General features: G+C 40.7%; 22 protein-coding genes, 1 other RNA gene and 2 other annotated features. Of the genes, 19 read left to right on the top strand and 4 right to left on the bottom strand.

The window, feature by feature from the left end; all coding sequences use genetic code 11:
- Positions 1-17 precede the first annotated feature (17 nt).
- Positions 18-1316: an ArsB/NhaD family transporter gene (locus tag A4245_RS08510; RefSeq protein WP_067727301.1), complete on the top strand. Its 1299-nt coding sequence runs from the start codon at positions 18-20 to the stop codon at positions 1314-1316.
- A gap of 36 nt (positions 1317-1352) precedes the next feature.
- On the opposite strand, the gene spoVB is transcribed toward A4245_RS08510, so the two are convergent.
- Entirely contained in the window at positions 1353-2900 is a 1548-nt protein-coding gene (gene spoVB / locus A4245_RS08515; RefSeq protein ID WP_067727302.1) for a stage V sporulation protein B, read from the bottom strand.
- Positions 2901-3012: 112 nt separating this feature from the next.
- On the opposite strand from spoVB, the gene A4245_RS08520 reads away from it, so the two are divergent.
- The 7 genes from A4245_RS08520 (at position 3013) to dtd (ending at position 11810) form a co-directional block, all read left to right on the top strand.
- Positions 3013-3309 (top strand): post-transcriptional regulator, encoded by a 297-nt coding sequence (locus A4245_RS08520; RefSeq protein ID WP_067727303.1) that lies wholly within the window; start codon positions 3013-3015, stop codon positions 3307-3309.
- Between the two features lie 46 nt (positions 3310-3355).
- Entirely contained in the window at positions 3356-5608 is a 2253-nt protein-coding gene (secDF, locus tag A4245_RS08525; RefSeq protein WP_067727304.1) for a protein translocase subunit SecDF, read from the top strand.
- 97 nt (positions 5609-5705) lie between these two features.
- Complete coding sequence (locus tag A4245_RS08530) at positions 5706-6041, top strand: LapA family protein (protein ID WP_067727305.1); 336 nt, start codon at positions 5706-5708, stop codon at positions 6039-6041.
- 56 nt (positions 6042-6097) lie between these two features.
- On the top strand, positions 6098-8416 hold the full coding sequence (recJ, locus tag A4245_RS08535) for a single-stranded-DNA-specific exonuclease RecJ (RefSeq protein ID WP_067727306.1): 2319 nt from the start codon (positions 6098-6100) through the stop codon (positions 8414-8416).
- Positions 8406-8918 carry an adenine phosphoribosyltransferase gene (locus A4245_RS08540; RefSeq protein ID WP_067727307.1) on the top strand — a complete coding sequence of 171 codons (513 nt, stop codon included), beginning with the start codon at positions 8406-8408 and terminating at the stop codon, positions 8916-8918. Before recJ ends, A4245_RS08540 begins: the two co-directional genes overlap by 11 nt.
- A 213-nt stretch (positions 8919-9131) precedes the next feature.
- Complete coding sequence (locus tag A4245_RS08545) at positions 9132-11333, top strand: RelA/SpoT family protein (RefSeq protein WP_067727308.1); 2202 nt, start codon at positions 9132-9134, stop codon at positions 11331-11333.
- 30 nt (positions 11334-11363) lie between these two features.
- On the top strand, positions 11364-11810 hold the full coding sequence (dtd, locus tag A4245_RS08550; RefSeq protein ID WP_067727309.1) for a D-aminoacyl-tRNA deacylase: 447 nt from the start codon (positions 11364-11366) through the stop codon (positions 11808-11810).
- Positions 11811-11980: 170 nt separating this feature from the next.
- Here dtd and A4245_RS08555 read toward each other — a convergent pair whose 3' ends face one another.
- Positions 11981-13045 (bottom strand): N-acetylmuramoyl-L-alanine amidase family protein, encoded by a 1065-nt coding sequence (locus A4245_RS08555; protein ID WP_067727310.1) that lies wholly within the window; start codon positions 13043-13045, stop codon positions 11981-11983.
- Between the two features lie 115 nt (positions 13046-13160).
- Between A4245_RS08555 and A4245_RS20070 the strand changes: the two genes are divergently transcribed.
- The 4 genes from A4245_RS20070 (at position 13161) to ssrS (ending at position 17111) form a co-directional block, all read left to right on the top strand.
- Entirely contained in the window at positions 13161-13334 is a 174-nt protein-coding gene (locus A4245_RS20070; protein ID WP_157087684.1) for a hypothetical protein, read from the top strand.
- 51 nt (positions 13335-13385) lie between these two features.
- Positions 13386-13607 (top strand) — a binding site (T-box leader).
- Between the two features lie 143 nt (positions 13608-13750).
- Positions 13751-15043 (top strand): histidine--tRNA ligase, encoded by a 1293-nt coding sequence (hisS, locus tag A4245_RS08560; RefSeq protein WP_067727311.1) that lies wholly within the window; start codon positions 13751-13753, stop codon positions 15041-15043.
- Positions 15036-16811 carry an aspartate--tRNA ligase gene (gene aspS, locus A4245_RS08565; RefSeq protein ID WP_067727312.1) on the top strand — a complete coding sequence of 592 codons (1776 nt, stop codon included), beginning with the start codon at positions 15036-15038 and terminating at the stop codon, positions 16809-16811. Before hisS ends, aspS begins: the two co-directional genes overlap by 8 nt.
- 105 nt (positions 16812-16916) lie before the next feature.
- A non-coding RNA gene (gene ssrS / locus A4245_RS08570) (6S RNA) lies at positions 16917-17111 on the top strand.
- A gap of 82 nt (positions 17112-17193) precedes the next feature.
- Here ssrS and A4245_RS08575 read toward each other — a convergent pair.
- Together A4245_RS08575 and A4245_RS08580 are read right to left on the bottom strand one after the other, a co-directional pair.
- Positions 17194-17862, bottom strand: coding sequence for an RsfA family transcriptional regulator (locus A4245_RS08575; RefSeq protein ID WP_067727313.1), 669 nt, complete (start codon positions 17860-17862; stop codon positions 17194-17196).
- Between the two features lie 83 nt (positions 17863-17945).
- Positions 17946-19223, bottom strand: a complete 1278-nt coding sequence (locus tag A4245_RS08580) for a replication-associated recombination protein A (protein ID WP_067727314.1) — start codon at positions 19221-19223, stop codon at positions 17946-17948.
- A gap of 140 nt (positions 19224-19363) precedes the next feature.
- On the opposite strand from A4245_RS08580, the gene cymR reads away from it, so the two are divergent.
- The 7 genes from cymR to A4245_RS08615 all read left to right on the top strand — a co-directional run bounded on the left by cymR (position 19364) and on the right by A4245_RS08615 (position 26478).
- Positions 19364-19783, top strand: coding sequence for a cysteine metabolism transcriptional regulator CymR (gene cymR, locus A4245_RS08585; RefSeq protein WP_067727315.1), 420 nt, complete (start codon positions 19364-19366; stop codon positions 19781-19783).
- A 30-nt stretch (positions 19784-19813) separates the two neighbouring features.
- Complete coding sequence (locus A4245_RS08590; protein ID WP_067727316.1) at positions 19814-20956, top strand: cysteine desulfurase family protein; 1143 nt, start codon at positions 19814-19816, stop codon at positions 20954-20956.
- Positions 20957-20969: 13 nt separating this feature from the next.
- Entirely contained in the window at positions 20970-22082 is a 1113-nt protein-coding gene (gene mnmA, locus A4245_RS08595; RefSeq protein WP_067727317.1) for a tRNA 2-thiouridine(34) synthase MnmA, read from the top strand.
- A 12-nt stretch (positions 22083-22094) separates the two neighbouring features.
- Positions 22095-22757 carry a tetratricopeptide repeat protein gene (locus tag A4245_RS08600; RefSeq protein WP_067727318.1) on the top strand — a complete coding sequence of 221 codons (663 nt, stop codon included), beginning with the start codon at positions 22095-22097 and terminating at the stop codon, positions 22755-22757.
- Between the two features lie 25 nt (positions 22758-22782).
- Positions 22783-25101, top strand: a complete 2319-nt coding sequence (gene recD2 / locus A4245_RS08605) for an SF1B family DNA helicase RecD2 (RefSeq protein ID WP_067727319.1) — start codon at positions 22783-22785, stop codon at positions 25099-25101.
- A gap of 69 nt (positions 25102-25170) precedes the next feature.
- Complete coding sequence (locus A4245_RS08610; RefSeq protein ID WP_067727320.1) at positions 25171-25359, top strand: hypothetical protein; 189 nt, start codon at positions 25171-25173, stop codon at positions 25357-25359.
- A gap of 51 nt (positions 25360-25410) precedes the next feature.
- The gene (locus tag A4245_RS08615) at positions 25411-26478 is read left to right on the top strand and encodes an AI-2E family transporter (protein ID WP_067727321.1); all 1068 of its coding nucleotides are present in this window, start codon (positions 25411-25413) and stop codon (positions 26476-26478) included.
- Positions 26479-26520: 42 nt separating this feature from the next.
- Positions 26521-26727, top strand: a binding site (T-box leader).
- Positions 26728-26729: the final 2 nt, after the last annotated feature.

Consider the following 26729-nt stretch of genomic DNA (forward strand, 5'->3'; position numbering starts at 1 on the left):
GATGAAAGAGGGGTAATATGGATGTCATCCTTGCAGCTTTAATTTTTGTAATCAGTTATTTTTTTATTATGACAGAAAAAATAAACCGTGCTATTGCGGCACTTGCAGGAGGGGTACTCCTACTACTGACTGGAATATATTCGACATATGAAGTGTTCTTTCAGTATATAGACTGGAATACAATTGCACTATTGTTCTCGATGATGGTACTGATATCCATCACAGAGAAGACAGGTTTATTTACATTTATAGCAATCCGGTTTGCACAGAATGCACGAGGGAATCCAATATATCTTTTAATAGGTTCGGCATTGCTTACCGCATTAGGCTCTGCATTCCTTGATAATGTAACAACGGTGCTGATATTCGTCCCAGTGATGCTCAAAATTACTAAGCTGCTGCAGCTGCCGGCGTTTCCATATCTGCTGACAATCATATTCAGTTCGAATATTGGCGGTGCTGCTACATTGATAGGAGATCCTCCAAATATAATGATCGGACAGGCTGTTGACCATTTTACCTTTCTTTCTTTCATTCAGCATACCGCCCCTGTTGCGATAATCATGTTTGCCGTACTAATTGGCTTTAGTCTTATTTTCTTTAGGGGAAGCTTAGCTGACATAAAGCCCAATCTGAAAGACCTGTCAGCTATTGATGCAAAAGAAAATCTCATTGTTTCTCCATTGTTGTTCAAATCTGTTGCGGTTCTTTTCATGACCTTGCTGGGATTTCTGCTGCATTCCTTTTTGCATATGGAGATGACAGCAATTGCCCTCACAGGAGCAATATTACTGTTATTGCTGACAGAGAACGAAGTGGAAACGGAAGAGATTCTATCAAGCGTGGAATGGGTAACACTGTTCTTTTTTATCGGCTTGTTTGCCATTGTTGGGGGATTACAGCAGGTGGGTGTTATTGATGAAATGGCGAGAATGATTGTTGTGTCAACGGAAGGCGATTATGCCAAAACGACATTGCTGATATTATGGGCCTCAGGGCTTTTTTCAGGATTTATTGACAATATTCCATTTGTGGCTGCCATGATTCCAGTTATTCACGAATTCGAAACATACGGAATGGTCTATTTGGATCCGATATGGTGGTCATTGGCACTTGGAGCATGTCTTGGGGGGAATGCGACGTTGGTTGGGGCGTCGGCGAATGTGGTTGTTGCTGGGATGGCTGAAGCGGACAATCAAAAAATATCTTTTATCCGATTCATGATATACGGCATACCGATCGTAATGATATCATTAATTGTATCAACCATTTACATTTACATCAGATACTTGATTCCATATATGGGACAAGGATAAAACGGACACTTGGAATGAAAGCCAAGTGTCCGTCTTTTATCTTTTACGAAAGAATGGTATCTGTCTCAATTCCTCTTTTGTAATAAATTTGAGTGCAAAAATCAGTACCAGATATACAACAATAAATACAAATAAAACGAGTAAGAATGTCATCAGATTGGAATCCATTGTTTCAAGAATATTTTTCAGATAGCTTCCAACCATCCAGGAAAGAAAAAGCAGCACAATCATTTTACATGCATCCAATAGTGGGATAGCATAGCCTATTGCTTTATACAGAACAGCCAGATGAAGTAATGTTACTACTACCACTCCAGCACTGATTGCGATGGCAGCTCCCATAATGCCAAAGTTAGGGTTAGTTGCGAGTGCCAGTAATACAACAGATTTGAGGACGACACCTATCAGACTATTCCACATAGCCGGCCTGGCAAGGTCCAGCGCCTGCAACGTTGCCTGTAATGGAGATTGTATATAAAGAAGCAAGAAAAATGGTGCCATCAAAACAAGATAATGACTTGCATTGCCTGTCCCATACATATAGGTGAGCAGCTGTACGGAAAAGAGGGATAATACAACTGTTGAGATGGCACCGGAAGCAAATGATATTCTTATAGACTGATGGATACGATAATGAATCAACTTCCGGTTCTGATTGGCCTCTGCCTCCGCAATGGATGGAACGAGTGCAACTGACAGCGAATGGGTAATAAAAGTGGGGAGAAACAACAATGGCATTACATAGCCGGTTAATTCCCCGTATTGCTTTGTGGCAAGTGAACTTGACACTCCGGCCATGGCAAGACTCTGGAATACCAAAATCGGATCAAGAAAATTGGAGATGGATCCAATCATTCTGCTTCCGAGGCTGGGTAGTGCAATGGAGAACAGTTCTCTTAGAACAGTTTGCCCGGATTTGACATAGGAAAAAAATCTGCTTCTCAGTTTCAAGGTTTTTTTCCTCTTAAACACATACAGCATATACATCAATGAAATGAGTTCGCCGAGTATAACGCTGAACATAGCTCCGGCAGCGGCATACTCCACACCATAAGGGAGCAGGAGGTTTACAAAAAATGCCACACACGCAATACGGACTACCTGTTCGATGACTTGAGCATAGCTTTGCGGTTTCATATTCTGCTTTCCCTGAAAATACCCTCTAATGACAGCGGACACAGCCGCAATCGGAATTATAGGAGTTATGGCGATCAATGGAAGCATGGATCTGCTGTCTGTTAATAAGGTGGATGCAAGATATGGAGCTCCAAATGCCAACAAAATGGTAAAAAGGACACTCGAAAGTAATGTGATCGCCAATGAAACAATCACTATTTTCTTGATTTTACTCTGGTCATTAACAGCATCCGCTTCGGCAACCCGCTTGGATATGGCGACAGGCAGTCCGAGCTGGGTCAAGGTCATTACTAGAAACAGCGTTGGAAGTGCCATCATGTATAGACCGACGCCTTCCTCCCCCATAAGCCTTGCAACTACAATCCGATTGATAAACCCCATGAATCGGGTAATCATTCCTGCGATAATTAAGATGATCGCCCCTTGCAAAAATGTTTGTTTGGTCATTTTTGTCGACCTGCCTTCTCAAATAATTAAATATCATATACAATGATATATATGCAAAAAGGTGTACAAAGCATGACAGGCTAAAAGTATAAATCGGAATTGGTGGGATAACATGGAAATCAGACAGACCGTAAGTGAGTGGAAACAAATGGTGATTCCTGCATTGAAAAGCAAAGCAGAAGAATTGGAAATGATGGGTTACTCCCAGGCTACACCTGAAGATGTTTGGTCTTGCCTTGTGCAGAAAGTGTGGAAAGGAGCACCTGAAAAACGACTTTATGAGATCGTGCAGGATATTCTTCATCTGGCTTCAAATACATATTTAAGCTATTTAACAAGGAGTTCCTATCAGGACGATAATCTGATGGCTTCCATTGCAGCTTTAACAGGAGAAAAGAAGGAAATTTAGAAATCCTACATACTTGTTTTCGAAAAATTAGGGAGGAAGCAATTTAATGAAAAAGAGAGGCAGAATCGTTGCCTTTTTTCTTGTCGTTTTGGTTTTGGCAGGAACAATCGGTACAACGGTAGCAGGAATTACAAAAGATATTAATCTAGGTTTGGACCTTCAAGGTGGCTTCGAAGTGCTTTATGAGGTCGAGCCTGTTGATGAACGTCAGGAAGTATCAAGAGGATTGCTGGAGGGCACTGTTCAAACATTAAATGATCGTGTGAACCGACTCGGAATCAGTGAAGCCGTCATCAATATTGAAGGTGAAGATAGAATCCGAGTCCAGCTTGCGGGGGTTGAAAACCAGTCTGAAGCAAGAGATCTGCTATCTACATCGGCGCAATTATCTTTCCGTGATGTAAATGACAACGAATTGCTTGATGGTAATGACGTCAGAGAAGGAAGTGCAACACAGGATTTCGATCCGCAGACAAATGCTCCTATTGTCACTTTGCAGTTAAAAGACGCATCCAAATTTGGTGAAGTAACGACAAGGATCAGTCAGATGACACCGCCTGATAATAAGCTTGTTATTTGGATGGATTATCAGGAAGGTGACTCCTATGCAGAAGAAGCACGGACTGCAGATTCAAAGTTCGTATCTGCCCCAAATGTATGGGACCCTTTACATACAACGAATGTCATGATTTCTGGTGATTTTACTGTAGAGTCTGCAAAACAGCTTGCAGATATTATAAATTCTGGATCATTACCAGTTCATATGACAGAAATATTCTCCACTTCAGTTGGGGCACAGTTTGGTGAGCAGGCACTAAACGAAACCATTATCGCGGGAATTGTTGGTATCGGATTGATTCTGCTGTACATGGTTGTTTTTTACCGATTCTCCGGATTAATTGCAGCTATCAATTTGACCTTCTATGTATATCTTGTTTTATTAGTATTTGAACTCTTAAACGGGGTACTTACCCTCTCAGGAATCGCAGCCTTAATATTAGGTGTTGGTATGGCTGTTGATGCCAATGTGATTACCTTTGAACGCATTCGGGAAGAATTACGGACAGGAAAATCTGTCAAAGCTGCTTTTAAAGCGGGTAACAAAAACTCGCTGACAACTATACTGGATGCAAATATTACGACGTTGATCGCGGCGGTTGTTCTATTTATTTTCGGGACAAGCTCAGTTAAGGGATTTGCAACCATGCTTATCATCAGTATATTGATCAGCTTCCTGACAGCTGTTCTGGGAACAAGAATATTACTCGGTTTATGGGTTCAGAGCGGATTCCTTACAAAGAGAAAAACGTGGTTCGGTGTTAAGAAAACGGAAATTATGGATATCTCTGAAAGTGAAGGGGAACCGACGTTGTTCAACCGTAAAGTTGATATTGTCCAGCATCGGAAGAAATACTTTATGGGAACTTTAATACTCATCATAATTGGAGCAATAGCACTTGGTATCTACCAAATTAATCCTGGTATAGATTTTACGAGCGGGTCTCGGGTGGAAGTAGTTTCCGATTCAACATTGACTACTGAGGAAGTAGAGGCTGGGTTTGAAGAGCTTGGATTGGAAACGAACTCCATTGTACTTTCCGGTGGAAATAATGAACTGGCTGTAACACGGTTTGAGCATGTGCTTTCAGATTCCCAAGTGGAAGAAGTTCAGTCCTATTTTAATCAGCAATATGGTCAAGATCCGAGTGTAAGTGTCGTATCGCCGATCGTCGGGCAGGAACTGGTTAAAAACGCCATTTATGCAGTTTCCATTGCAGCCATTTTCATGATTATCTATGTGACCTTCCGATTTGAGTTTTTCTTTGCAGTCACGGCATTGATTGCATTGCTCCATGACGTATTTATTGTGCTTGCTGTTTTTAGTATTACGCAAATTGAATTCGACATTACGATTGTTGCAGCGATATTGACAATTGTTGGATACTCGATAAACAATACAATCGTTATATTTGATCGGATCAGGGAAAATATAAGGAAGAAAAAACGGGTGAAGTCATTTAAGGAACTCGCTGGAATTGTAAATACCAGCATCATCCAATCCTTTACAAGAACGATGAACACCTCTTTTACAACGATTGTAGCAATAATGGCATTTCTCATTTTGGGGGCATCTTCCATTGTCAGCTTCGCGATTGCGTTGGCAGTAGGTATAGTTGCCGGAACCTATTCATCGTTATTGCTTGCTTCCCAGCTGTGGCTCGTATGGCGCGGGAAATCAGTTAAAAATAAACCGTTGGACTTTACGAAGAAAAAAGGCGTTGAAGGACCCCAGGTATAGCTGAAAATACAAGCTTTGTTGGACTACTTGGGAAAACTTGCACACATCTGGATGGATGAGAAAGCACTTAGATTTCGACTGGGAGGAGGTACCCGAGGTGAAAGGACAGACATATGTGATACTGGCAATTATTTTAGTAATCGTTGTCGCTGTATTTGCTGTAATCAACGTGGACCCTGTAGAAGTGAATTATTTATTCTGGACACAGGAATCTCCGCTAATACTTGTCATATTATTTTCTGTATTGATGGGTGGAGTGATTACTGCATCAGTAGGTGCATTTCGCTTTTACCGATTACAGAAAGATTTGAAGCTCTTGAAAACAGAAAATGCTAATTTAACGAAAAAACTAGAAGATAACGAGATTCCTGCAGCCTACACTCAAAACGATACGGAAACTGACGCAGAGGACAATAATTCTATAACTAAATAATTCTGATTGCTACCCCTGCCTGTCTTTAGTATAATAGATAGGTCAGGGGTGAAATTATGTTAGAGAGTAAGGCAAAATGGAAATATCTTGCAGCAGATAACAATATAGGAGCAGCCTCGGATCCGTCACTTGATCTGTCACCAACTGTAAGACGGCTTCTAGAGCTTAGAGGCATCACCAGTACAGAAGAGGCCAGACAATTTTTATCACCTGATATTAAAAATTTACACAGTCCATTAAAAATTGATTCTATTGAAATAGCAGCAGAGCGTGTACATAAAGCAATCGCTGCGCATGAGAAAATACTTGTTTTTGGAGACTATGATGCTGATGGTGTAAGCTCGACAACCGTCCTTATCAAAGCTTTGAAAGAACTTGGCGCGATTTGTGATTATTATATACCAAACCGTTTCACAGAGGGATATGGACCCAATGAGGCCGCATTTAAATCCGCTGCAGAAAATGGATATACATTAATCATTACTGTCGATACTGGCATTGCCGCTGTACATGAAGCAATGGTAGCGAAGCAAATTGGTATTGATCTTATCATAACGGACCATCACGAGCCACAGGAACAACTGCCTGATTGTTTTGCAATTCTTCATCCGGGGTGTTCTGCGGATTATCCGTTTCGTGAACTTGCCGGTGTCGGGGTTGCATTCAAATTTGCTCAAGTGCTGCTTGGGTACTTTCCAAAACATTTGCTTGAATTCGTGGCAATTGGTACGATTGCGGATCTTGTTCCATTAATAGATGAGAATCGCGTGTTTGCGTTTTACGGACTTCATGCATTAACGATTTCAAACAATCCGGGAATCAGAGCACTTAAACAAGTTTGCAATATGGAAGGGAATGTCTCTGAGGAAGATGTAGGGTTTTTAATCGGACCGAGAATCAACGCCGTTGGGAGATTACAGGATGCTGACTTGGCCGTCCAGTTGCTTTTGACCGATGACCATGAGACTGCTCAGGAAATAGCGGAAGAAATTGATGCGATTAATCAGCAACGGAAACAAGTGGTCAATGAAATTGTCAAAGAGGCTGATTCAATCGTCCAGGAATCTGGTCCACATGGGGTTATTATTGTCGCAAAAGAAGGATGGAACGAAGGTGTGCTTGGTATTGTGGCCTCGAAGCTTGTCCGGACGTATGACCGACCGGCAATCGTTTTGACGATCAAGCCAGAGTCAGGTGTTGTTAAAGGCTCGGCAAGGAGTATACCTGCATTCGATCTATTTCATAACTGTATGAAAATCAGAAGTCTGTTTACACATTTTGGAGGTCACTCACAGGCAGCAGGAATGACCTTTCCACTGGAAAATATGGAAAGCATACAGAAAAGTCTCGATCAATTTATTCATGGACAATTAACGGTAGAAGATTTCAAACAGGAAATCATGATTAGCGCAGAACTATCATTGGAAGATATTGACGAAGAGCTTGTCAATGAAATTGATAAACTGGCTCCGTTTGGAATGAAAAATCCCAAACCGGTTTTTCAGTTAAAAGAAATACCTTCTGATGCAAGAAAAATCGGAAGTGCCAAAAATCATTTAAAGCTCCAATTCAGAAATAATGGCTCTTCGCTTGATGCGATTGGATTTGGCATGGGTGAACTGTACGGCAATATTTCCCCCAACACACCGCTTACTATCGCTGGGGCGCTTGGAATCAATGAGTGGAACGGAAACCGAAAGGCACAGATCCTTATTCAGGATATGAAGATTGATGAGTGGCAGCTGTTTGACTATCGAGGAAAACGAAATGGCAATATCAAACCTTCAGGGAATGGGAAAGAGTTAATTATAGGTTTTCCGACAGACAACGATTATACCCAAATTGACCAGATAGGCTACAAGGCGCCTATCGATAAAATTGAACAAAAGGATACAGTTTATTTATTTGACCTTCCTGATGATCTTGATTCTTTGAAGGAAATTATTCAGCATACTAAGCCATTAAATATTTACGCTTGTTTTGAACTGGAGGAAAGTGCCTATTTATCAGCTTTCCCTTCCAGGGAGGAATTTGTTTGGTTCTATGCACTGGTCAGACAAAGAAAAGTGATGGATCTGAAAAAGGAACTTGGCAATATCATGAGACATAAAGGATGGAATAAAGATAAAGTTATCTTTATCTCAAACGTGTTTTTTGAACTTGGGTTTGTTAAAATAGAAAATGGTATCATAGAAGCACAGCCGAATCCGGCGAAAAAGGATTTGCAGGGTTCAAAATTGTACCAGGAAAGACTTCAGAAGGCTGCCATCGAAAAACAACTATACTATTCAAACTATGATGAACTAAAAAATTGGTTCGCCAGTTATATGGATTATTTGGGAAACCCCAAGGAGGAAGTAATAAATGGATTATAAGCAATATGTCAAAATAGTAGAAGACTGGCCAAAACAAGGCATTAAATTTAAAGATATAACCCCGTTGATGGATAACGGCAAAGCTTACAAATCAGCAGTCGATGAAATTGTTTCATTTGCAAAAGAAAAAGAGGCAGACATCGTAGTTGGCCCGGAAGCAAGAGGTTTTATCGTTGGCTGCCCGGTTTCCTACGCATTGGAAATTGGTTTTGCTCCTGTTCGAAAAGAGGGGAAATTGCCGCGTGAAGTAATTAAGGTTGACTATGGCCTCGAATACGGCTCGAATGTCCTGACTATCCATAAAGACGCAATCAAACCAGGTCAGCGTGTATTGATTACCGACGATCTGCTTGCAACTGGCGGAACAATTGAAGCAACGATTAAACTTGTCGAAGAACTCGGTGGTATTGTTGTTGGTTGTGCATTTTTGATTGAATTAAGCTATCTAGACGGAAAAGAAAAACTTGATGGATATGATGTATTAACCTTAATGACATACTAAAAAACCTCATAATAGGTCTGATGCTATGAAAATAACGTCAGACCTATTGTTATATAAAAATTTAAATGGACACGTGAACAGGAAAAGCATATAATTAATAATATTTAGGGATTTTGTAAAAATTTGCGCTACCACTGAATGCGTGCAATATTCGGTTTTTAAAATCCGTTTGCTACGTGGTAAATAATGCAGACAGCTAGTAAAGGTGATTACATGGCAAAAGACGAAAATTTAACGATAGCAGATATTATAAATACAACTAAAATGTATTTGTCGATGGATGATGTCGGCTTGGTTCAGCATGCATATGACTTCGCAAATGAAGCACACCACGACCAGTTCAGAAAGTCAGGTGAGCCATATATTATCCATCCGGTACAGGTTGCTGGAATACTCGCCAATCTTGAAATGGATGCCGAAACAATTGCCGGTGGTTTTCTTCATGATGTTGTGGAGGATACTGATATTACAATAGAAAGATTGGAAGAGGAATTTAATCATGAAATTGCCATGCTTGTCGACGGTGTAACCAAGTTAGGGAAAATCAGGTATGAAACGAAAGAAGCGCAACAAGCAGAAAATCATCGTAAAATGTTTGTTGCAATGGCAAAAGATATTCGTGTAATCCTCATAAAACTTGCAGACAGACTGCATAACATGCGAACATTGAAGCATTTGTCTCCTGAAAAGCAGCGACGGATTTCAAATGAAACATTGGAAATATTCGCTCCTCTTGCACATCGCCTGGGGATTTCAACCATTAAATGGGAACTGGAAGATACGGCATTAAGATACCTCAACCCACAGCAATACTACCGAATAGTACAGTTAATGAAGCAGAAAAGGGAAGAGCGCGAATCCTATATCAGAGAAGTAATTGACGGGCTTACGGAGGAATTAGAGGAAGTAAATATTGAAGCTGAAATGTCAGGACGTCCAAAACATTTATACAGCATTTATCAAAAAATGGTGAAACAGAATAAACAATTCAATGAAATTTATGATTTGCTTGCGGTCCGGATTATTGTGGAAAGCATCAAAGACTGTTATGCGGTTCTTGGAATTATTCATACACATTGGAAGCCGATGCCGGGAAGATTTAAAGATTATATCGCAATGCCAAAGCAAAATCTATATCAATCCCTGCATACAACTGTGATTGGACCAAAGGGAGACCCGCTCGAGGTTCAGATACGAACAAAGGAAATGCATGAAATCGCCGAATATGGAATTGCAGCTCACTGGGCTTATAAAGAAGGTAAACAGGTTAAAACAGGCAAGCAGTCATTTGAAGAGAAATTGACCTGGTTCCGGGAAATACTCGATTGGCAAAATGATACACACGATGCAGAAGAGTTTATAGAATCACTGAAAATTGACCTGTTTTCCGATATGGTTTATGTCTTTACACCAAAAGGTGAGGTGGTTGAACTGCCGTCTGGCTCCATTCCACTTGATTTTGCCTATAAGATTCATACAGAAATCGGAAATAAGACAATAGGGGCAAAAATAAACGGCAAGATGGAGCCCCTTGACTATAAGCTGCAAAATGGTGACATTGTAGAGGTCATGACTTCCAAGCATTCCTATGGACCTTCACAGGACTGGCTTAAAATGACACAAACTTCTCAGGCTAAAAGTAAGATCAAGCAGTTCTTTAAAAAACAAAGAAGAGAAGAGAATGTTGTGAAAGGCAAGGAAGCAGTTGAAAAAGAAATTCGAGCGTTAAACATCGAACCAAAAGATGTTTTAGTAGCAGACAATATGCAGCGGGTGTTTGATAAATTTAATTTTACCAATGAAGAGGATATGTATGCTGCTGTCGGATATCAAGGAATCACAGCAGCGCTTATTGCCACACGACTTACAGAGAAGATCCGACAGACAAGGCAAAAGGAACAGGACCTTGCAGCAACGATTGAAGAAGTCAAAACCGATCAGACCTCTAAAAAAGGCCACAAAAGGGACTCCGGCGTAAGAGTGGAAGGAGTAGATAATCTCCTTGTTCGTCTTGCCAAGTGTTGTAATCCAGTTCCAGGTGATGAGATTTTGGGATATATTACAAAAGGAAGAGGGGTTTCTGTTCATCGGTCAGACTGCCCGAATGTACAGACAGAAGAAGCGAAGCAGCGCTATCTTCATGTTGAATGGGAAAACGAAAACACCGATAAAAAACAATACCATGTAGATATTCAAATAACTGGCTATGACCGAAGAGGTCTTCTGAACGAAGTTTTACAAGCAGTCAATGAAATGAAGACAAATATTACCCATGTAAATGGGAAATCGGACAGAAATAAAATTGCGATTATCCAAATCACCATATTGATCCATAATACGAGCCATCTGAGAAAAATTGTGGAGCGTATCAAACAAATAAAAGATGTATATACAGTAACGCGTACAGTTCAATAGCCGATAATAGTTGCAAAAGGGGAAAAGATGATGAAGGCCGTACTACAGCGGGCGAAAAATGCCAATGTTCGAGTGGATGAAAAAATAACTGGAGAAATTAAGAATGGCTTTGTTGTGCTTCTCGGTGTAACCCATGAAGATACAATGGAAGATGTTGACTATCTCGTAAATAAAATTATTCATTTACGGGTATTTGAAGATGAAAACAAGAAGATGAATCTTTCTTTAAAAGATGTTGATGGAAGTATTTTGTCAATTTCTCAGTTCACTTTATATGCTGACACAAGAAAAGGCAGACGTCCCAATTTTATGCAGGCTGCCAGACCGGGAACTGCAAATGATTTGTATGAGGCGTTTAATCGCTCCCTGATCGAGCAGGGGATACATGTCGAGACAGGGGAATTTGGTGCAATGATGGATGTCACATTAACAAATGCAGGACCGGTTACACTAGTCATTGACAGTAAGGAAAAATAGAAGTGATTGGGACATAACTGAAAGTACCATTACTAAAAACAAATGATTTCAAGATAAGTAGCTTTAAAAAAGAAAAATCCGAACTAATTCGAATTCTGACTAAAGAATTCTGAATCATAGTTCGGATTTTTCTATAACTAAACAACTTTTGTCCCATCCTCTTCTTTTGTTCATTCAACAGAATGGAAGTATTTATTTAGTCCATCAACAATACCAGAAACCAATTTTTTTTGATAGGCATTGGTTTGAAGCAATACATCACTTTCCGGATTTGACATAAAACCGAGTTCAATAAGAACGGATGGCTTCAAGTTCAATCTCAAAACTAAAAGATCTCCCTCATGAGATCCACGGTCCGTTTCATCCGTCGCACTGATAATACCATTGTGGATATAGTTTGCCATTTTTTCGTTTTGTTTAGAGTAATAAAATGTTTCAATGCCGGTTACTTCAGGAAGTTCGGGAACACTGTTATAATGAAGGCTTATAAATGCATCACTATCAACCAAATTGGAGTATGTTACTCTGCTCGTAAGTGAAACAAACTCATCCTGCTCTCTTGTTAAAAGTACATCGGCACCCAGATACTGGAGCTGCTTTTCCAGTTCTTTAGCAGTCACATAGGTAATGTCCTTTTCATAGGCATCAGTATCACTGACAGCACCGACATCCCTTCCACCGTGACCGGCATCGATAACAATTGTTTTGTTTTTAAAACCTTTGTATGTGGAATTATTCTCCGCAGTCTCCACAAGCTCCTTCAGTACAAATCCGGTTAGCTCCCCATTTCGGATTTCATACCATTCTCCTGAGGTGGAGACGACCTCATATTCCGTTCCCTTTTCTGCAAAGTGCACAATAGCATGTTCTGTTGAAGGTCCATCTCTTAACTGCGTGTTGTCATATTGGATTGTAATAGAGCTGATATCGGAATCCTCAAGGGGTACGGTAGAATCGGTTGAGGCTGTTTCATTAATTGTGATGAATTCTGCTGATACCCAGCCGGTTTCCTTTTCCAGTTCGATCTCTACCCAGCCATCAGCCTGCTGAACAACCTGATAAGTTTCTCCTGTCTCAGCTTGACCAATGCTTTCATATTCCGTTCCAGGCCCACTGCGGATATTCAAGTTGGACCCTTCGATAACCCCTTCATTGGCATAAGCCTGTTCTGTACCTAAGGCACAAAGAAAGATAAATGCAGTAAATAGCAGTAAAATTATTTTTCTGATATACACAGTATTCCTCCCTGAAATATTGTCTGTATGTAATCTATCTACTTAGTATAATAAAAATTGTACTTTTAGGCAAAACTGTATTAAAGATATTTGCCAATAGAGGAGGTAATATAAAGTGAGAATGTCTGATAAACAATGGAATGCAGGCAATCAAAAAGATATTTTTTCCGCAGACCCGCATCATTATCCAGATATCGAGGAAAACGGAACACTTATGGAAATTACCAGTGAACTGGGGATTTCCATTGGGGAAGTAAAAATGTTAAAGAAAAAGCTAAGTCGCTCTTGACATTATAAACGGTTCGGCTTAATATAATAGACATTCAACTAAATGAAATTAATAATACCGATGAAGGAAAGAGTAATCAGGTACCACCTGTGTAGAGAGAAAATGTCATTGGCTGAAAACATTTTCCCTGCTGGTCTGATGAAGGACGTTCCCGAGGATTTATATCGAAATATATAGTAGATATGAACGTTTTGCAGGCGTTAACTGTGAAGAGCGGGTGCAGTACTATAGCATCAACTAGGGTGGCAACGCGGGTGAACTCCCGTCCCTTATATTTATATAAGGGACGGGAGTTTTTTATTTGCAAGTAAGAAAGTATAAACTTTCTTACTTGCATAAAGGCAACTGAACCCGTTACCGAAAGGCTTGGTGACAGGCAAGTTTTCAATTAAATTAAGCTATTGGGGGTTTTTGAGATGAGCATGAAAGCGCCAAGAGGTACAGTAGATATTTTACCTGCTGATGCAGCAAAATGGCAGTATGCAGAAAACAAAATCAGGAATGTATGTGACAGATTTCATTTTAAGGAAATTCGTACGCCTTTGTTTGAGCATACCGAGGTGTTCCAGCGTGGAGTGGGGGATTCTACTGATATTGTACAAAAAGAAATGTATACATTTGAAGATCGGGGCGGCAGAAGTTTGACACTGAGACCAGAGGGCACAGCTTCTGTCGCAAGGGCATACGTGGAAAACAAATTATTTGGTAATCCCAACCAGCCTGTAAAGCTATATTATTTTGCGCAAATGTTCCGTTATGAGCGTCCTCAAAAGGGGAGAATGCGCCAGCTGAATCAATTTGGTGTCGAGGTCATGGGGAGTGCAGATCCAGCAGTGGACGCTGAAGTAATCGATCTTGCCATGACGACATACAAGGAAATGGGATTGAAATCATTAAAATTAGTAATTAATTCACTTGGTGACAAAGAAAGCAGAAATAACCACAAAAATGCGCTAGTAAAGCATTTTGAACCACATAAAGAGGAGCTGTGCAAGGATTGCCAGACACGACTCACACAGAACCCTCTTCGGGTGCTGGACTGTAAAACAGATCGTGATCATCCTGCAATGAGAACTGCACCCTCGATACTCGAGTATCTAAACGAGGAATCCAAAATATACTTCGATAAAGTCAAGGAGTATCTGTCCTTGATGGATATCGACTATGTTGTTGACCCCAACCTTGTAAGAGGATTGGATTATTATAATCATACTGCTTTTGAAATTATGAGTGAAGCAGACGGTTTTGGTGCCATTACAACGCTTGCTGGCGGAGGGCGTTATAACGGATTGATCCAGGAGCTAGGCGGTCCGGATACACCAGGCATTGGATTTGGAATGGGGTTTGAACGCCTTCTTATGGCTCTCGAAGCAGAAAATATTGAAATTCCCCTGAGCGACAGCCTCGATTGTTTTGTGGTGGCGATGGGTGCTGAAGAGGTGGAGAAAGAGGCAGCACGTCTCGTTCACCAGCTCCGGACAAACGGAATTCAGGTCGATAAAGATTATCAAGGCCGTAAAATGAAAGGTCAGTTCAAAGCTGCCGACCGCTATCACTCCAGCTATGTACTTGTTCTTGGAGAAGAAGAACTTGAAAAAAAGATTGTACACGTAAAAGAAATGAAAACAGGCGAACAAGTGGAAGTGCCAATTGAAAATATTGTGGAAGTAATAAAGCAGAAGCATCTGGGAGGTAAAATTGATGAGTGAACGGATGATGGCAGGTAAGTTATCAGAAGAAAATATCGAACAAGCGGTCCTTTTGAAAGGATGGGTCCAAAAAAGACGGGATCTGGGTGGGTTAATTTTTATTGACCTTCGTGACAAGTCCGGTCTTGTACAGGTTGTATTCAATCCGGATCATTCAAAAGAGGCATTGGAGGTCGCAGATAAAATCCGCTCGGAATACGTAGTTGAGCTGTATGGCAAAGTGGTTTCCCGTGACGTATCGACCATAAACCCAGCTATGAAGACGGGGAAGATAGAAGTTATAGCGTCATCCATTAAGATCTTGAATAATGCCAAGACACCACCTTTTACGATTCAGGATGAAACGGACGTATCCGAAGATGTGAGACTTAAATACCGTTATTTGGATTTAAGGAGGAGTCCATTGCAGGAAACTTTTAAGCTTCGCCACAGAACTACACAGGCAATACGAAATTTCCTCAATGACAATGAGTTTTTGGAAATGGAGACACCAATTTTAACGAAAAGCACTCCAGAAGGGGCCCGTGATTACCTTGTGCCAAGCCGTGTGCATCCTGGTGAATTTTACGCATTGCCCCAATCACCGCAGTTGTTTAAACAATTAATCATGATGAGTGGCTTCGAAAAATATTACCAAATTGCAAGATGCTTCCGCGATGAAGATTTACGTGCGGACCGACAGCCTGAATTCACTCAAATTGATATTGAAACATCATTCATGACCAGTGATGAGATTATGGAAATGACAGAGCTTATGATGCAGCAAGTCGTGAAGGAAGTTAAGGATATTGATATTGAATTGCCACTGCAGCGAATGCCATATGATGAAGCGATGGAACGTTTTGGTTCAGATAAACCAGATACACGATTTGGGCTTGAGTTAATCCATGTTTCCGACACCTTGGCAAATTCAACCTTTAAGGTGTTTCAGGGTGCAATTGAATCTGGTGGAAAAGTTGCTTTGCTGAATGTAAAAGGGGAAGCAGCTAATTTTTCCCGTAAGGACATTGATAAGCTGACTGAATTCGTAAAAATATACGGTGCAAAAGGGCTGGCATGGCTTAAAATGGAAAATGATGAATTGAAGGGCCCGATAGCAAAATTCCTTTCCAATGAAGAGAAGGCTGGTCTGATGGTAAAAGCTGAAGTAGAAGCAGGGGATTTGCTGTTGTTTGTTGCAGATAAAACGCCCGTCGTTCATGACAGTCTCGGGGCTTTACGATTAAAACTTGGTAAACAACTGAACTTGATCGATGAGTCACAATATAATTTCCTATGGGTAACTGACTGGCCATTATTGGAATATGACGAAGAATTAGGCAGGTATTTTGCAGCTCACCATCCTTTCACATCGCCTGTTGAAGAAGATATGGACAAATTGGAAATTGACCCGGCAACAGTCCGAGCCAATGCATACGATCTCGTTCTTAACGGTTATGAGCTTGGCGGAGGGTCCATCCGTATATATCAAAAAGAGCAGCAGGATCATATGTTTAAAATATTGGGATTCAGTGAAGAAGAAGCAAAAGAGCAATTTGGGTTCCTATTGGATGCATTGGAATATGGTGCTCCTCCACATGGCGGAATTGCCCTGGGACTTGACCGTATCATCATGTTGCTTTCCGGAAGGTCAAATCTAAGGGACACCATCCTGTTCCCGAAAACTGCATCTGCTTCCGACTTATTGACAGATGCACCAAGCGAAGTCAGCAATGCCCAATTAGAGGAACTATCCATTCAATTGAATAAGACGGGTAAGGACATATAAATACCAATATGCTTCATTGTGTAATCGAAATTTAATTTTTATAAACATTGAAAATACACAGTGCCTATGTTAATATTTATTTACAAATCAATACTACTTTATCGCTTCATCCTGATGTGTTCGTCTATTAAAAGTATTTTGACCGAACAATTTTATATTTGGGAACCCGTTATTGTTTTTACTGTGCGTGTATGCCACTGTCCATTGGACGTTGTGGAAACACAATAACAGTAAAACAGGGTACCCACCTGCCTCAAGCGGGATCAAAACTTAAAATAGGACGGCACAATCGGGATTGAGCGAGTACATAGAATAACAAAAGAGGTCGTGTATACAATGTATACATGACCTCTTTTTGATTCTATGGTAGCCAGCAGCGAAACTAATTTGATCCTTGTGCGAGTTGTTCAAGGTTACCGTTCTTATCCATCCGAAATGTTGGCGGCACATGGCTTCCTTTGTCATCAAGCACTGTCATTTTTCTTGCGCGGTCCATAATCTGTATGAATGTCTGATAGTCTTCCTGGATGGAAATCATCTGTTCTTCTGTGGAAGAAAGCTGCTTCTCGAGTTCCTTTACTTTTGTCTGCAACATTGAATTCTCTTTTTCAAGGTCTTCCAAAGCAGATTTTGATTGATTGGAAGCATGATAGTCTTTTTTCAATTCTCTTAAAAATTGAATGACCATATCAATATTTATAACAGGTGTATCCATAATGACAAGAGAATTGTCTTCTGGTTCCTCCATTTTACTTTCTTCCTGTACAGGAGATAGAGAAATTGCAGGGACTCTTGATTTCTTCATCGTGGAGCTCATCGCCCTTTTTTTCTCTTTTCGCTGCCTTTTGGCAAGATCGATCGCACTTTCATATTTTGTCCTTACTTCCGCATTCCAGCGAAACCCGCAGGCCGCAGATGTTCTGTTGAGCTTGTCACCAACCTCATCGAAGGCGTTCAGTTGTGTACTTCCTTCCCGAATATGGCGCAATACTGTTTCGGCAAGCAATAAATCATCTTCATGGGACCAGGCATCCTGTCTAACTTTTACCATATATACAACTCCTTTTTCTAGTATCACAGCAATAGATTGTAACTTTTATGTTTATTGTTGCCGCCTGAAAAAGGATTTATACGTCAATTCTTTTTATCTCTCGAGATTTTATCATAAACTTGCTTTAAAGCCTGTTCGAATTTACCGCTGTTCTTTGGCTGATAGTAGTTTTTGTTTTTGATAGAATCCGGCAAATACTGTTGCTCAACCCATGCACCTTCATAATTATGTGGATATTTATAATCGATGCCGCGACCCAACGTTGAAGCACCCTGATAATGGGAATCCTTGAGATGTGGCGGTATTTCCCCGCTTTTACCATTTCTGATGTCAGACAATGCGGCGTCCAGAGCTTTGTATGCCGTATTTGATTTGGGCGATAGGGCGAGTTCAACGATTGCTACCGACAATGGAATTCTTGCTTCAGGAAATCCGAGTCTTTCAGCAGCCTGGACTGCAGATACTGCTCTAGGACCAGCCTGCGGGTTTGCAAGACCAATATCTTCATAGGCTATGACAATCATCCTGCGTGCAATACTATCCAAATCCCCAGCTTCAATCAATCTTCCTAAATAATGAAGTGACGCATCCACATCACTTCCACGGATTGATTTTTGAAAAGCGGATAGAACATCATAGTGGGCATCACCGTTTTTATCATGGGAGAAGCTTTTTTTCTGCATACATTCTTCGGCTGTGTTCAAGTCTATTCGTATCTGATTTTCATTGTCTTCCGGTGTTGATGAAACCGCAAGTTCAAGCCCATTTAGAGCGGAACGGAGATCGCCGTTTGCTGAATTGGCCAAATGGTCGATAGCATCATCCGAGAGGACAACCTGCTTGTTTCCGAATCCTTGTTCCTCATTGTGAATCGCGCGAATAATCGCTTGTCTGACATTTTCAGCTGTTAAAGCATGCAATTCAAAGAGATGACATCTGCTTCTGATTGCAGGATTTATCGAATGATAGGGATTGCTTGTTGTACAGCCGATTAAAGTGATCAAGTTGCTTTCCAGATGGGGGAGAAGGAAGTCCTGTTTTGCCTTATCCAGCCGATGAACTTCGTCAAGGATCAAAACAACCTGTCCCATCATTTTTGCTTCTTCCACAACTATTTCCATATCCTTCTTCTTATCTGCTACCGCATTCAGCATTTTCACCGGTAAGCCCACGCTCTTGGCCAGAGCATAAGCCATGGAAGTTTTACCTGTTCCCGGTGGACCAAAAAGAATCATGGATGCCAATCTTTTCGCCTGCACCATTCGATTAATGATCTTACCCTCACCGACCAGATGCTCCTGGCCGATGATGTCTTCTATATGTTCTGGTCTCATACGAAATGCAAGTGGTTTTTGTTTCATTTTAATCGTCCTTTATATATAATTATACATTTAAAAGCTTAATCCTGATTCAGCTTAAATGCAAGGGGTATACTATTCATGCTATAATAGCATGTAAAATGGAACAATGGACGAAAAAACGGTTTTGAGGTGCAAAATAGATGAAAATTTCCACAAAGGGTAGATATGGTTTAACAATTATGATTGATTTGGCAAAGAAAAGCGGAGAAGGACCTGTATCCTTGAAATCAATCGCAAAAGAAAATAACTTGTCAGAGCATTATTTGGAACAGCTTGCTTCACCACTCCGTAATGCGGGTTTAATCAAAAGCATACGTGGCGCCTATGGGGGTTATATTTTAGCAAAAGAACCTAAAGAAATAACGGCAGGTGATGTAATCCGCGTTCTCGAAGGTCCGCTTACTATTGTAGAAGGCATTGAAGATGAACAGCCAGCTCAACAATCATTATGGCTGCAAATTCGGGATGCGGTTAAGGGAGTTTTGGATAGGACGACATTGGACGATCTGGCTAATCACGAAAATGATGAGCCACAGGATGCTTACATGTTTTATATCTAATATTGACTTGTAAAGGGAAGGAAAGTTACTATGAAACAAATTTATATGGATCATGCTGCTACCACACCTATGGCGGAGGAAGTTATACAGGAAATGCTTCCTGTCTATAATGATGTTTTCGGAAATCCTTCCAGTGTCCATTCGTTTGGGAGAAAGGCTCGTCAGATACTTGATGAAGCACGGCGTGTGATGGCGGGAAGCATTCATGCAGACGAAAAGGAAATTATTGTTACCAGCGGTGGAACGGAAGCTGACAACCTTGCATTAATGGGTACGGCATTGGCAAACCGTGATAAAGGCAATCACATCATTACAACTGCACAGGAGCACCATGCTGCTCTCCATACAGCAGAAGCCCTGGAAAAACAGGGTTTTAAGGTAACCTACCTCCCAATATATAAAAATGGGAAGATTTCACTGGAAGATCTTGAGATGGCATTGACTGATGATACGATTCTCGTCTCGATCATGTATGTAAACAATGAAACGGGAATTATCCAGCCAATCAGGGAAATCGGGGAACTTCTAGAAAACCATCAGGCATATTTTCATACAGATGCAGTACAGGCATACGGTCTCCTTGATATAAATGTTAAGGACTTAAAAATCGATCTGTTGACTGTGTCTTCACATAAAATAAACGGACCTAAAGGGATTGGATTTTTATATGTAAATGAAAATGTAAAAATCAATGCTTTGCAATTCGGTGGAGAACAGGAAAGAAAACGCCGTCCGGGAACAGAAAATATTGCGGGGGCGGCAGGGTTTAAAAAAGCAATTGAACTGGCAATCGAAAATAAAGAAAAAAGAAAGATGCAATATGGAAGGTACAAAGAAATTTTTATTGACGTATTAAGGGAAAATGGAATCAGCTTTGAGATTAATGGCGATATGAATTCTGCCATCTCCTCCATCGTCAATATCAGTTTTCCTGGGGCAAACGTGGAAACATTGCTGACAAACTTTGATTTGGACGGAATCGCAGCCTCCAGCGGAAGCGCCTGTACTGCAGGAAGTGTGGAACCTTCCCATGTATTAACGGCGATATATGGAGAGAACCATCCATGTACAACAAATTCGATTCGTTTCAGTTTTGGGATTTTTAATACAGAGGAAAACGTTAAGGAAGCAGCTGGTCGGGTAGCGAAAATTGTAAAACGATTAACAAAATAAGGGAATGAATGATATGAAAAGCAATAAAGATATACGCGTAGTAGTGGGAATGAGCGGTGGTGTTGATTCCTCAGTGGCTGCATTGCTCCTTAAAGAACAGGGCTATGATGTGGTCGGCATTTTTATGAAAAACTGGGATGATACAGATGAATTTGGTGTCTGTACAGCGACAGAGGACTTTGATGATGTCATACGGGTCTGCAACCAGCTGGATATCCCTTACTACTCTGTCAATTTCGAAAAACAATATTGGGATAAGGTTTTCACCTATTTTCTGGATGAATATAAAGCCGGTCGCACTCCAAACCCAGATGTTATGTGCAATAAGGAGATAAAATTTAAAGCATTTCTTGATCATGCGATGTCCCTTGGTGCAGATTACCTTGCAACCGGCCATTATGCCCAAGTAAGGGAAGAAGAAGGGCGAGTTGAAATGCTGCGGGGGGCAGATGACAATAAAGATCAGACATACTTCCTCAATCAGCTTTCAGCAGACGTTCTGAAACAGGTCATGTTTCCTCTCGGTCATTTGCCAAAAACCGAGGTGCGTAAAATCGCCAAAGAGCGCGGTTTGGTAACGGCCGAGAAAAAAGATTCGACCGGAATCTGCTTTATCGGAGAACGTAATTTCAAAGAATTTCTGAGTGAATACCTTCCAGCACAGCCCGGCGAAATGCAAACATTGGACGGTGTGACTATAGGCAATCATGATGGGTTAATGTATTATACGATTGGCCAGCGGCAAGGTCTTGGTATAGGAGGTTCAGGTGACCCGTGGTTTGTTGTAGGGAAAAACCTTCAGGAGAATATTCTGTATGTGGAACAGGGGTTCAGTAATGAAAAATTGTATTCTGATGCATTAGTTGCAACCGATATAAACTGGATCAATGAAGATGTGATTGCGGAGACGTTTACATGTACAGCCAAATTCCGTTACCGTCAAAAAGACAGCAGTGTAACCGTTCACCTTCGAAAGGACGGAAAAGTGTTCGTGCAATTTGCTGAAAGAGAACGTGCTATAACACCAGGACAGGCAGTGGTATTCTATAATGGTGAGGTCTGCCTTGGCGGTGGAACGATCGACGAAATTATAAAAGATGATCAAGCACTCGATTATGTTGGCTAAGGAGTTAAGCACATGAATAAAAATACAGAGGCAATAAATCAGATGAGAGAGCAAAACTACGAGGAAGCAGCAAGATTATTTAATGAAGTCATTGAGGAGCAGCCAGATGAACCATTGGGCTACATCAATTTTGGCAATCTTCTCGTGCAATTAAATGAAAATGAACGGGCAGCCCGTTTTTTTGAAAAAGCAATTGAATTGGATTCCAAAGCGGCGACAGCATATTACGGCTTGGGCAATCTGTTTTTCGAACATAATGATTACGGAAATGCACAGTTAAATTTTCAAAAGGCGATTGAACTTGGTCTTGAAGAAAGTGATGTCTATTTTATGCTCGGTCTGACATTACAGAATCAGGAACAATTCAAATTTTCATTGCCGTATCTGTTAAGGGCGACCGAATTGGCCCCGAACGATGAAGAAATACTGTTTCAATATGGTCTTTCCCTGGCACAGAGCGACAGCTTGAAGGATGCTGAGAATGTCTTTCTGCGAGTGCTTGAAATGAATGACGAACATAGTGATGCCCATTATAATCTCGGTGTGTTGTCTTTATTCAAGGAAGATGCCGATAAGGCTTTAAATCACTTTGAACATGCACTGCGTATTCAGCCGGATCATTTACTGGCTGCCAATGGCAAGAAAAATGTAGAGGAACTATTAAAAGAAAATTAGGCATAGGATAGTGGGGTTGTCTGAAATGGAATATGAACAACAACAATCAAATGAAGAACAAGGTTATATTAAAGGGAAAATAGTGAATACGATCTTTCATAATGAAGCAGAACATTTTTCAATCGTGAAGATCAGCGTGCAGGACACAAATGAAGAATTTAAAGAAAAAGAGATTGTTGCCAAAGGATATTTCTCCAACCTCCAGGAACAGACAACCTACTATTTTTATGGTGAATTTGAGAGACATGTCCGATTTGGGCTGCAGTATAAAGTATCTTCCTATAAAACCATCATTCCGGATACGAAAGAGGGACTCGCAGCTTACTTATCGAGTGATCTTTTCTATGGGATTGGTGAAAAAACGGCGGAACGAATCATCGGTCATCTGGGAGAAACCGCCATCTCCAAAATTCTGAATGATTCGAGCGTATTAAATGATATACCTGGCCTGAAAAAGGAAACTGCTGAGAGATTGGCAACGAGCCTTAAAGAAAATCAGGGCTTTGAACATGTAGCTGTCCATTTATCCAAATATGGGATCGGCTTGAAAATGGCACAGAAAGTATACCAAATATATAAAGAAGATGCGATGAACATTCTTGATAGAGACCCATATCAATATGTTTTTGATATAGAAGGGTTCGGATTTCGGACTGCAGATGAGATTGCCAGACAAAAAGGACTTCCATTGACACACCCAAACCGGATAGGAGCAGGATGCATTTACGTCCTTCAAAAGAGTATCCAGGATGGACATGTCTATTTGCCAATTGACCTTTGTTCGGATCAGGTAAGGGAGCTTCTTGCAGTGCATCCAGCAGAAACTTCCATTATCACCGATAGACTTGAGGAAATGAACACGGAAAAGAAAGTGATCATTCATGAAGGCAATGTGTATCTGCCATCACTTTATTATGCGGAGGATGGTTTTGCTTCCAACCTGAAGCGTATTATCAGTAAACCAATTGAAGAAGAAACTTCCTTGGCGGAAATGCTAAAGATTATCGGTGAAATTGAAGAGTCGGAAGTTCTGAGTTATGGGAAGGAACAGTTTTCAGCAATTAATCAGTCACTGCATTCCAAAATCATGATTTTGACTGGTGGGCCGGGTACAGGCAAAACGACAGTAATAAAAGGAATAATCAAAGCATATGCTGCAATCCATCAATTATCTCTAGACCCGAAAGACTATGAAAAAAAGCAAGTGTATCCTTTCATTCTTACTGCACCAACAGGTCGTGCTGCCAAGCGCTTGAACGAATCAACAGGGCTCCCAGCATTGACGATACATCGGCTGCTAGGCTGGAATGGAAGCAGTTTTGACAAAGATGAGCAGGAACAGCTTTCAGGAAAATTCTTGATTGTGGATGAATTTTCAATGGTAGACATATGGCTGGCGAACAGTCTTTTTAAAGCAATTCCTGACGACATGCAGGTTCTGCTCGTTGGTGATGAGGATCAGCTCCCATCAGTCGGTCCTGGACAGGTTCTGTCAGACCTGCTCAAAAGTGATTTAATGCCGCTAGTGAGTTTGAACGAAGTATATCGACAAAAGGAAGGTTCAAAAATCATTCAGCTTGCACATGAAATTAAAAATGACGCTTGTTCGGAACAATCGCTTCAGAATGATAAGGATTTCAGTTTCATTTCCTGCAATGAGCACCACATCCTGCAAGTAATTGCTTCGATTTTTAAAAAGGCTCAGGATAAGGGTCTTGATGTTCGGGATATTCAGGTACTAGCTCCGATGTATCGAACACAGGCAGGGATAACGATGATCAATAAAGAATTGCAACAGCTGGTCAACCCAAAAGTGAATCGAAAGAGGGAAGTTACCTTTAATGATGTTATCTATCGTGTCGGTGATAAAGTGATTCAACTCGTAAACCAGCCCGAACACGGGGTCTATAATGGTGATATCGGTGAAATCGCAGCAATCTTCAAAGAGGACGAAAATAAGGAAAACGTGGAACAGATCGTGATTACGTATGAGGACAGAGAGGTCGTTTATGTAAGACAAGATTATGTGAACTTTACCCATGCCTATTGCATCTCCATTCACAAATCACAAGGAAGCGAATTTCCGATTGTTATTTTGCCGGTAGTTTCAGCCTACAATCGCATGCTGCGTAAAAATCTATTATACACGGCAATCACGAGAAGCAAGGAGTCGCTAATCATCTGCGGGGAACAGCAGGCATTCCTGCGTGGCATACAGACGATGGATACGAATAAACGGTATACTTCATTAAAGGAACAGTTAACTGAAAGACTTAAGGATGTATCTGTACCGGAAATGAAAGAAACTGAAGCTGGAGAAATTTCTCCTTACGATTTTATGTAAGTGACGATGTATAAAACGTTTCAAATCGGGCAAGTATAGTAGCGTATTATTCGAAAAGGGGTATTAAATATGCTGCGCTGTCCGAATTGTAACGGAAAAGATATAGGTAAAATAGGTACACAGGATTATTTTTGCTGGACCTGCTGTATTGAAATGACAGTATCCGGCAATGAATTAATGGTTCATCAGATCGAATCTGACGGCAGTCTGAGTTCATTGGATGATCTATTTACAAAAGAACAAAGACAACTTCCATAAAGTGCTCCCAGTCTGGACAAAGAAATCCTAAATAGCTGAGGAGTGTCTTTTATGTTTGAAGATAAAAAGCGGTATAATTTGTTGTATTGGTTGCTTATCGGTATTGTCTTGTTTATATTCTCTTATCTGCTCGTGAAGACGATGCCTTTTTACGGGGCTTTTTTTTCGTTTCTATTAACTTTGCTTGTTCCTTTTATCATTTCCGCTCTGATTGCTTATTTGCTGCATCCCTTGGTTGAAAAACTGCATCGTATGAATATACCTAGAAGTTTAGCAATCCTGTTTATCTATCTTATTTTCTTTGGAGGTACAGGCTATTTGATATATAGGGGCTATCCTGCAATTGTGCATCAGCTAGAGGATTTAAATGATAATCTTCCGGAATTTATAGCAATGTATGAAAACTTGATTTATCAAATTTATAACTATACATCCTTTTTGCCTGAAGCAGTCCATGAAAAAATTGATGATCTGATCGTAGCTGTGGAAAGTTCTCTTGAAGGGCTGCTGAACAAGCTTGTGGGCGGGTTTTCCAAAATCGTGGATACGATTATCCTTATCACTGTCATCCCAGTTCTTGTCTTTTATTTTATTAAGGATTACGGGGAAATCAGCAAATTTTTCACGCGATTTATACCGCATAAATACAGGGACAATGTAAGCAATCTGATGACTGAAATAGACAAGGGTTTAGGTGGCTACATACGCGGGCAGTTAATTGTAAGCTTGTTCGTCGGCCTGACTGCCCTGATTATGTTTAAACTGCTTCAAATCAGATATGCTTTGCTACTGGCTCTTGTTATGGGAATAACGAATATCATTCCCTATTTTGGTCCGATCATTGGTGCGATTCCTGCAGTGACGATTTCCTATACTACTGCAGGAAATAAGGTTTTCTTCGTCATTGTTGCAATTTTTGCCATACAGATCATTGAAGGAAATCTGCTTTCTCCCTATATCATGGGCAGAAGCATCAAAATTCACCCCGTTGCCATTATTTTTGTATTATTACTGGGAGGTCAATTATTTGGAGTGTGGGGAATGATGCTGGCAGTTCCGGTTCTTACCATACTAAGAGTAATTGTAGGACAGCTGCTTCTCCTGCGTACATATAATTGACATCGGTGGCAAAGTTTCATATAATATCGCTAACATAATAAATTCAACACGAAGATGGTTATAAGTACATGATTGACCGGTTTAAAGAGAAGAATTTCCTTGGCTGAGAGAAATTCTAAACGCAGGATCATGGAAAGCTAAACCTGAGTACGGTTAATTCCCGTCGGTCTCATACCGTTAAAATGATCAAGTGATGGATGAATTTCATTCATAATTAGGGTGGTACCGCGAAAATATCTCGTCCCTGCAGG

This window comes from Oceanobacillus damuensis (assembly GCF_001618145.1).
GTDB classification, from domain to species: domain Bacteria; phylum Bacillota; class Bacilli; order Bacillales; family Amphibacillaceae; genus Oceanobacillus; species Oceanobacillus damuensis.

Excerpts from the sequence above, each read along its gene's own strand:
- A4245_RS08510 (WP_067727301.1), top strand. The coding sequence starts at position 18 with ATGGATGTCATCCTTGCAGCTTTAATTTTTGTAATCAGTTATTTTTTT.
- spoVB (WP_067727302.1), bottom strand. The coding sequence starts at position 2,900 with ATGACCAAACAAACATTTTTGCAAGGGGCGATCATCTTAATTATCGCA.
- A4245_RS08520 (WP_067727303.1), top strand. The coding sequence starts at position 3,013 with ATGGAAATCAGACAGACCGTAAGTGAGTGGAAACAAATGGTGATTCCT.
- secDF (WP_067727304.1), top strand. The coding sequence starts at position 3,356 with ATGAAAAAGAGAGGCAGAATCGTTGCCTTTTTTCTTGTCGTTTTGGTT.
- recJ (WP_067727306.1), top strand. The coding sequence starts at position 6,098 with ATGTTAGAGAGTAAGGCAAAATGGAAATATCTTGCAGCAGATAACAAT.
- A4245_RS08540 (WP_067727307.1), top strand. The coding sequence starts at position 8,406 with ATGGATTATAAGCAATATGTCAAAATAGTAGAAGACTGGCCAAAACAA.
- A4245_RS08545 (WP_067727308.1), top strand. The coding sequence starts at position 9,132 with ATGGCAAAAGACGAAAATTTAACGATAGCAGATATTATAAATACAACT.
- dtd (WP_067727309.1), top strand. The coding sequence starts at position 11,364 with ATGAAGGCCGTACTACAGCGGGCGAAAAATGCCAATGTTCGAGTGGAT.
- hisS (WP_067727311.1), top strand. The coding sequence starts at position 13,751 with ATGAGCATGAAAGCGCCAAGAGGTACAGTAGATATTTTACCTGCTGAT.
- aspS (WP_067727312.1), top strand. The coding sequence starts at position 15,036 with ATGAGTGAACGGATGATGGCAGGTAAGTTATCAGAAGAAAATATCGAA.
- A4245_RS08575 (WP_067727313.1), bottom strand. The coding sequence starts at position 17,862 with ATGGTAAAAGTTAGACAGGATGCCTGGTCCCATGAAGATGATTTATTG.
- A4245_RS08580 (WP_067727314.1), bottom strand. The coding sequence starts at position 19,223 with ATGAAACAAAAACCACTTGCATTTCGTATGAGACCAGAACATATAGAA.
- cymR (WP_067727315.1), top strand. The coding sequence starts at position 19,364 with ATGAAAATTTCCACAAAGGGTAGATATGGTTTAACAATTATGATTGAT.
- A4245_RS08590 (WP_067727316.1), top strand. The coding sequence starts at position 19,814 with ATGAAACAAATTTATATGGATCATGCTGCTACCACACCTATGGCGGAG.
- mnmA (WP_067727317.1), top strand. The coding sequence starts at position 20,970 with ATGAAAAGCAATAAAGATATACGCGTAGTAGTGGGAATGAGCGGTGGT.
- A4245_RS08600 (WP_067727318.1), top strand. The coding sequence starts at position 22,095 with ATGAATAAAAATACAGAGGCAATAAATCAGATGAGAGAGCAAAACTAC.
- recD2 (WP_067727319.1), top strand. The coding sequence starts at position 22,783 with ATGGAATATGAACAACAACAATCAAATGAAGAACAAGGTTATATTAAA.
- A4245_RS08610 (WP_067727320.1), top strand. The coding sequence starts at position 25,171 with ATGCTGCGCTGTCCGAATTGTAACGGAAAAGATATAGGTAAAATAGGT.
- A4245_RS08615 (WP_067727321.1), top strand. The coding sequence starts at position 25,411 with ATGTTTGAAGATAAAAAGCGGTATAATTTGTTGTATTGGTTGCTTATC.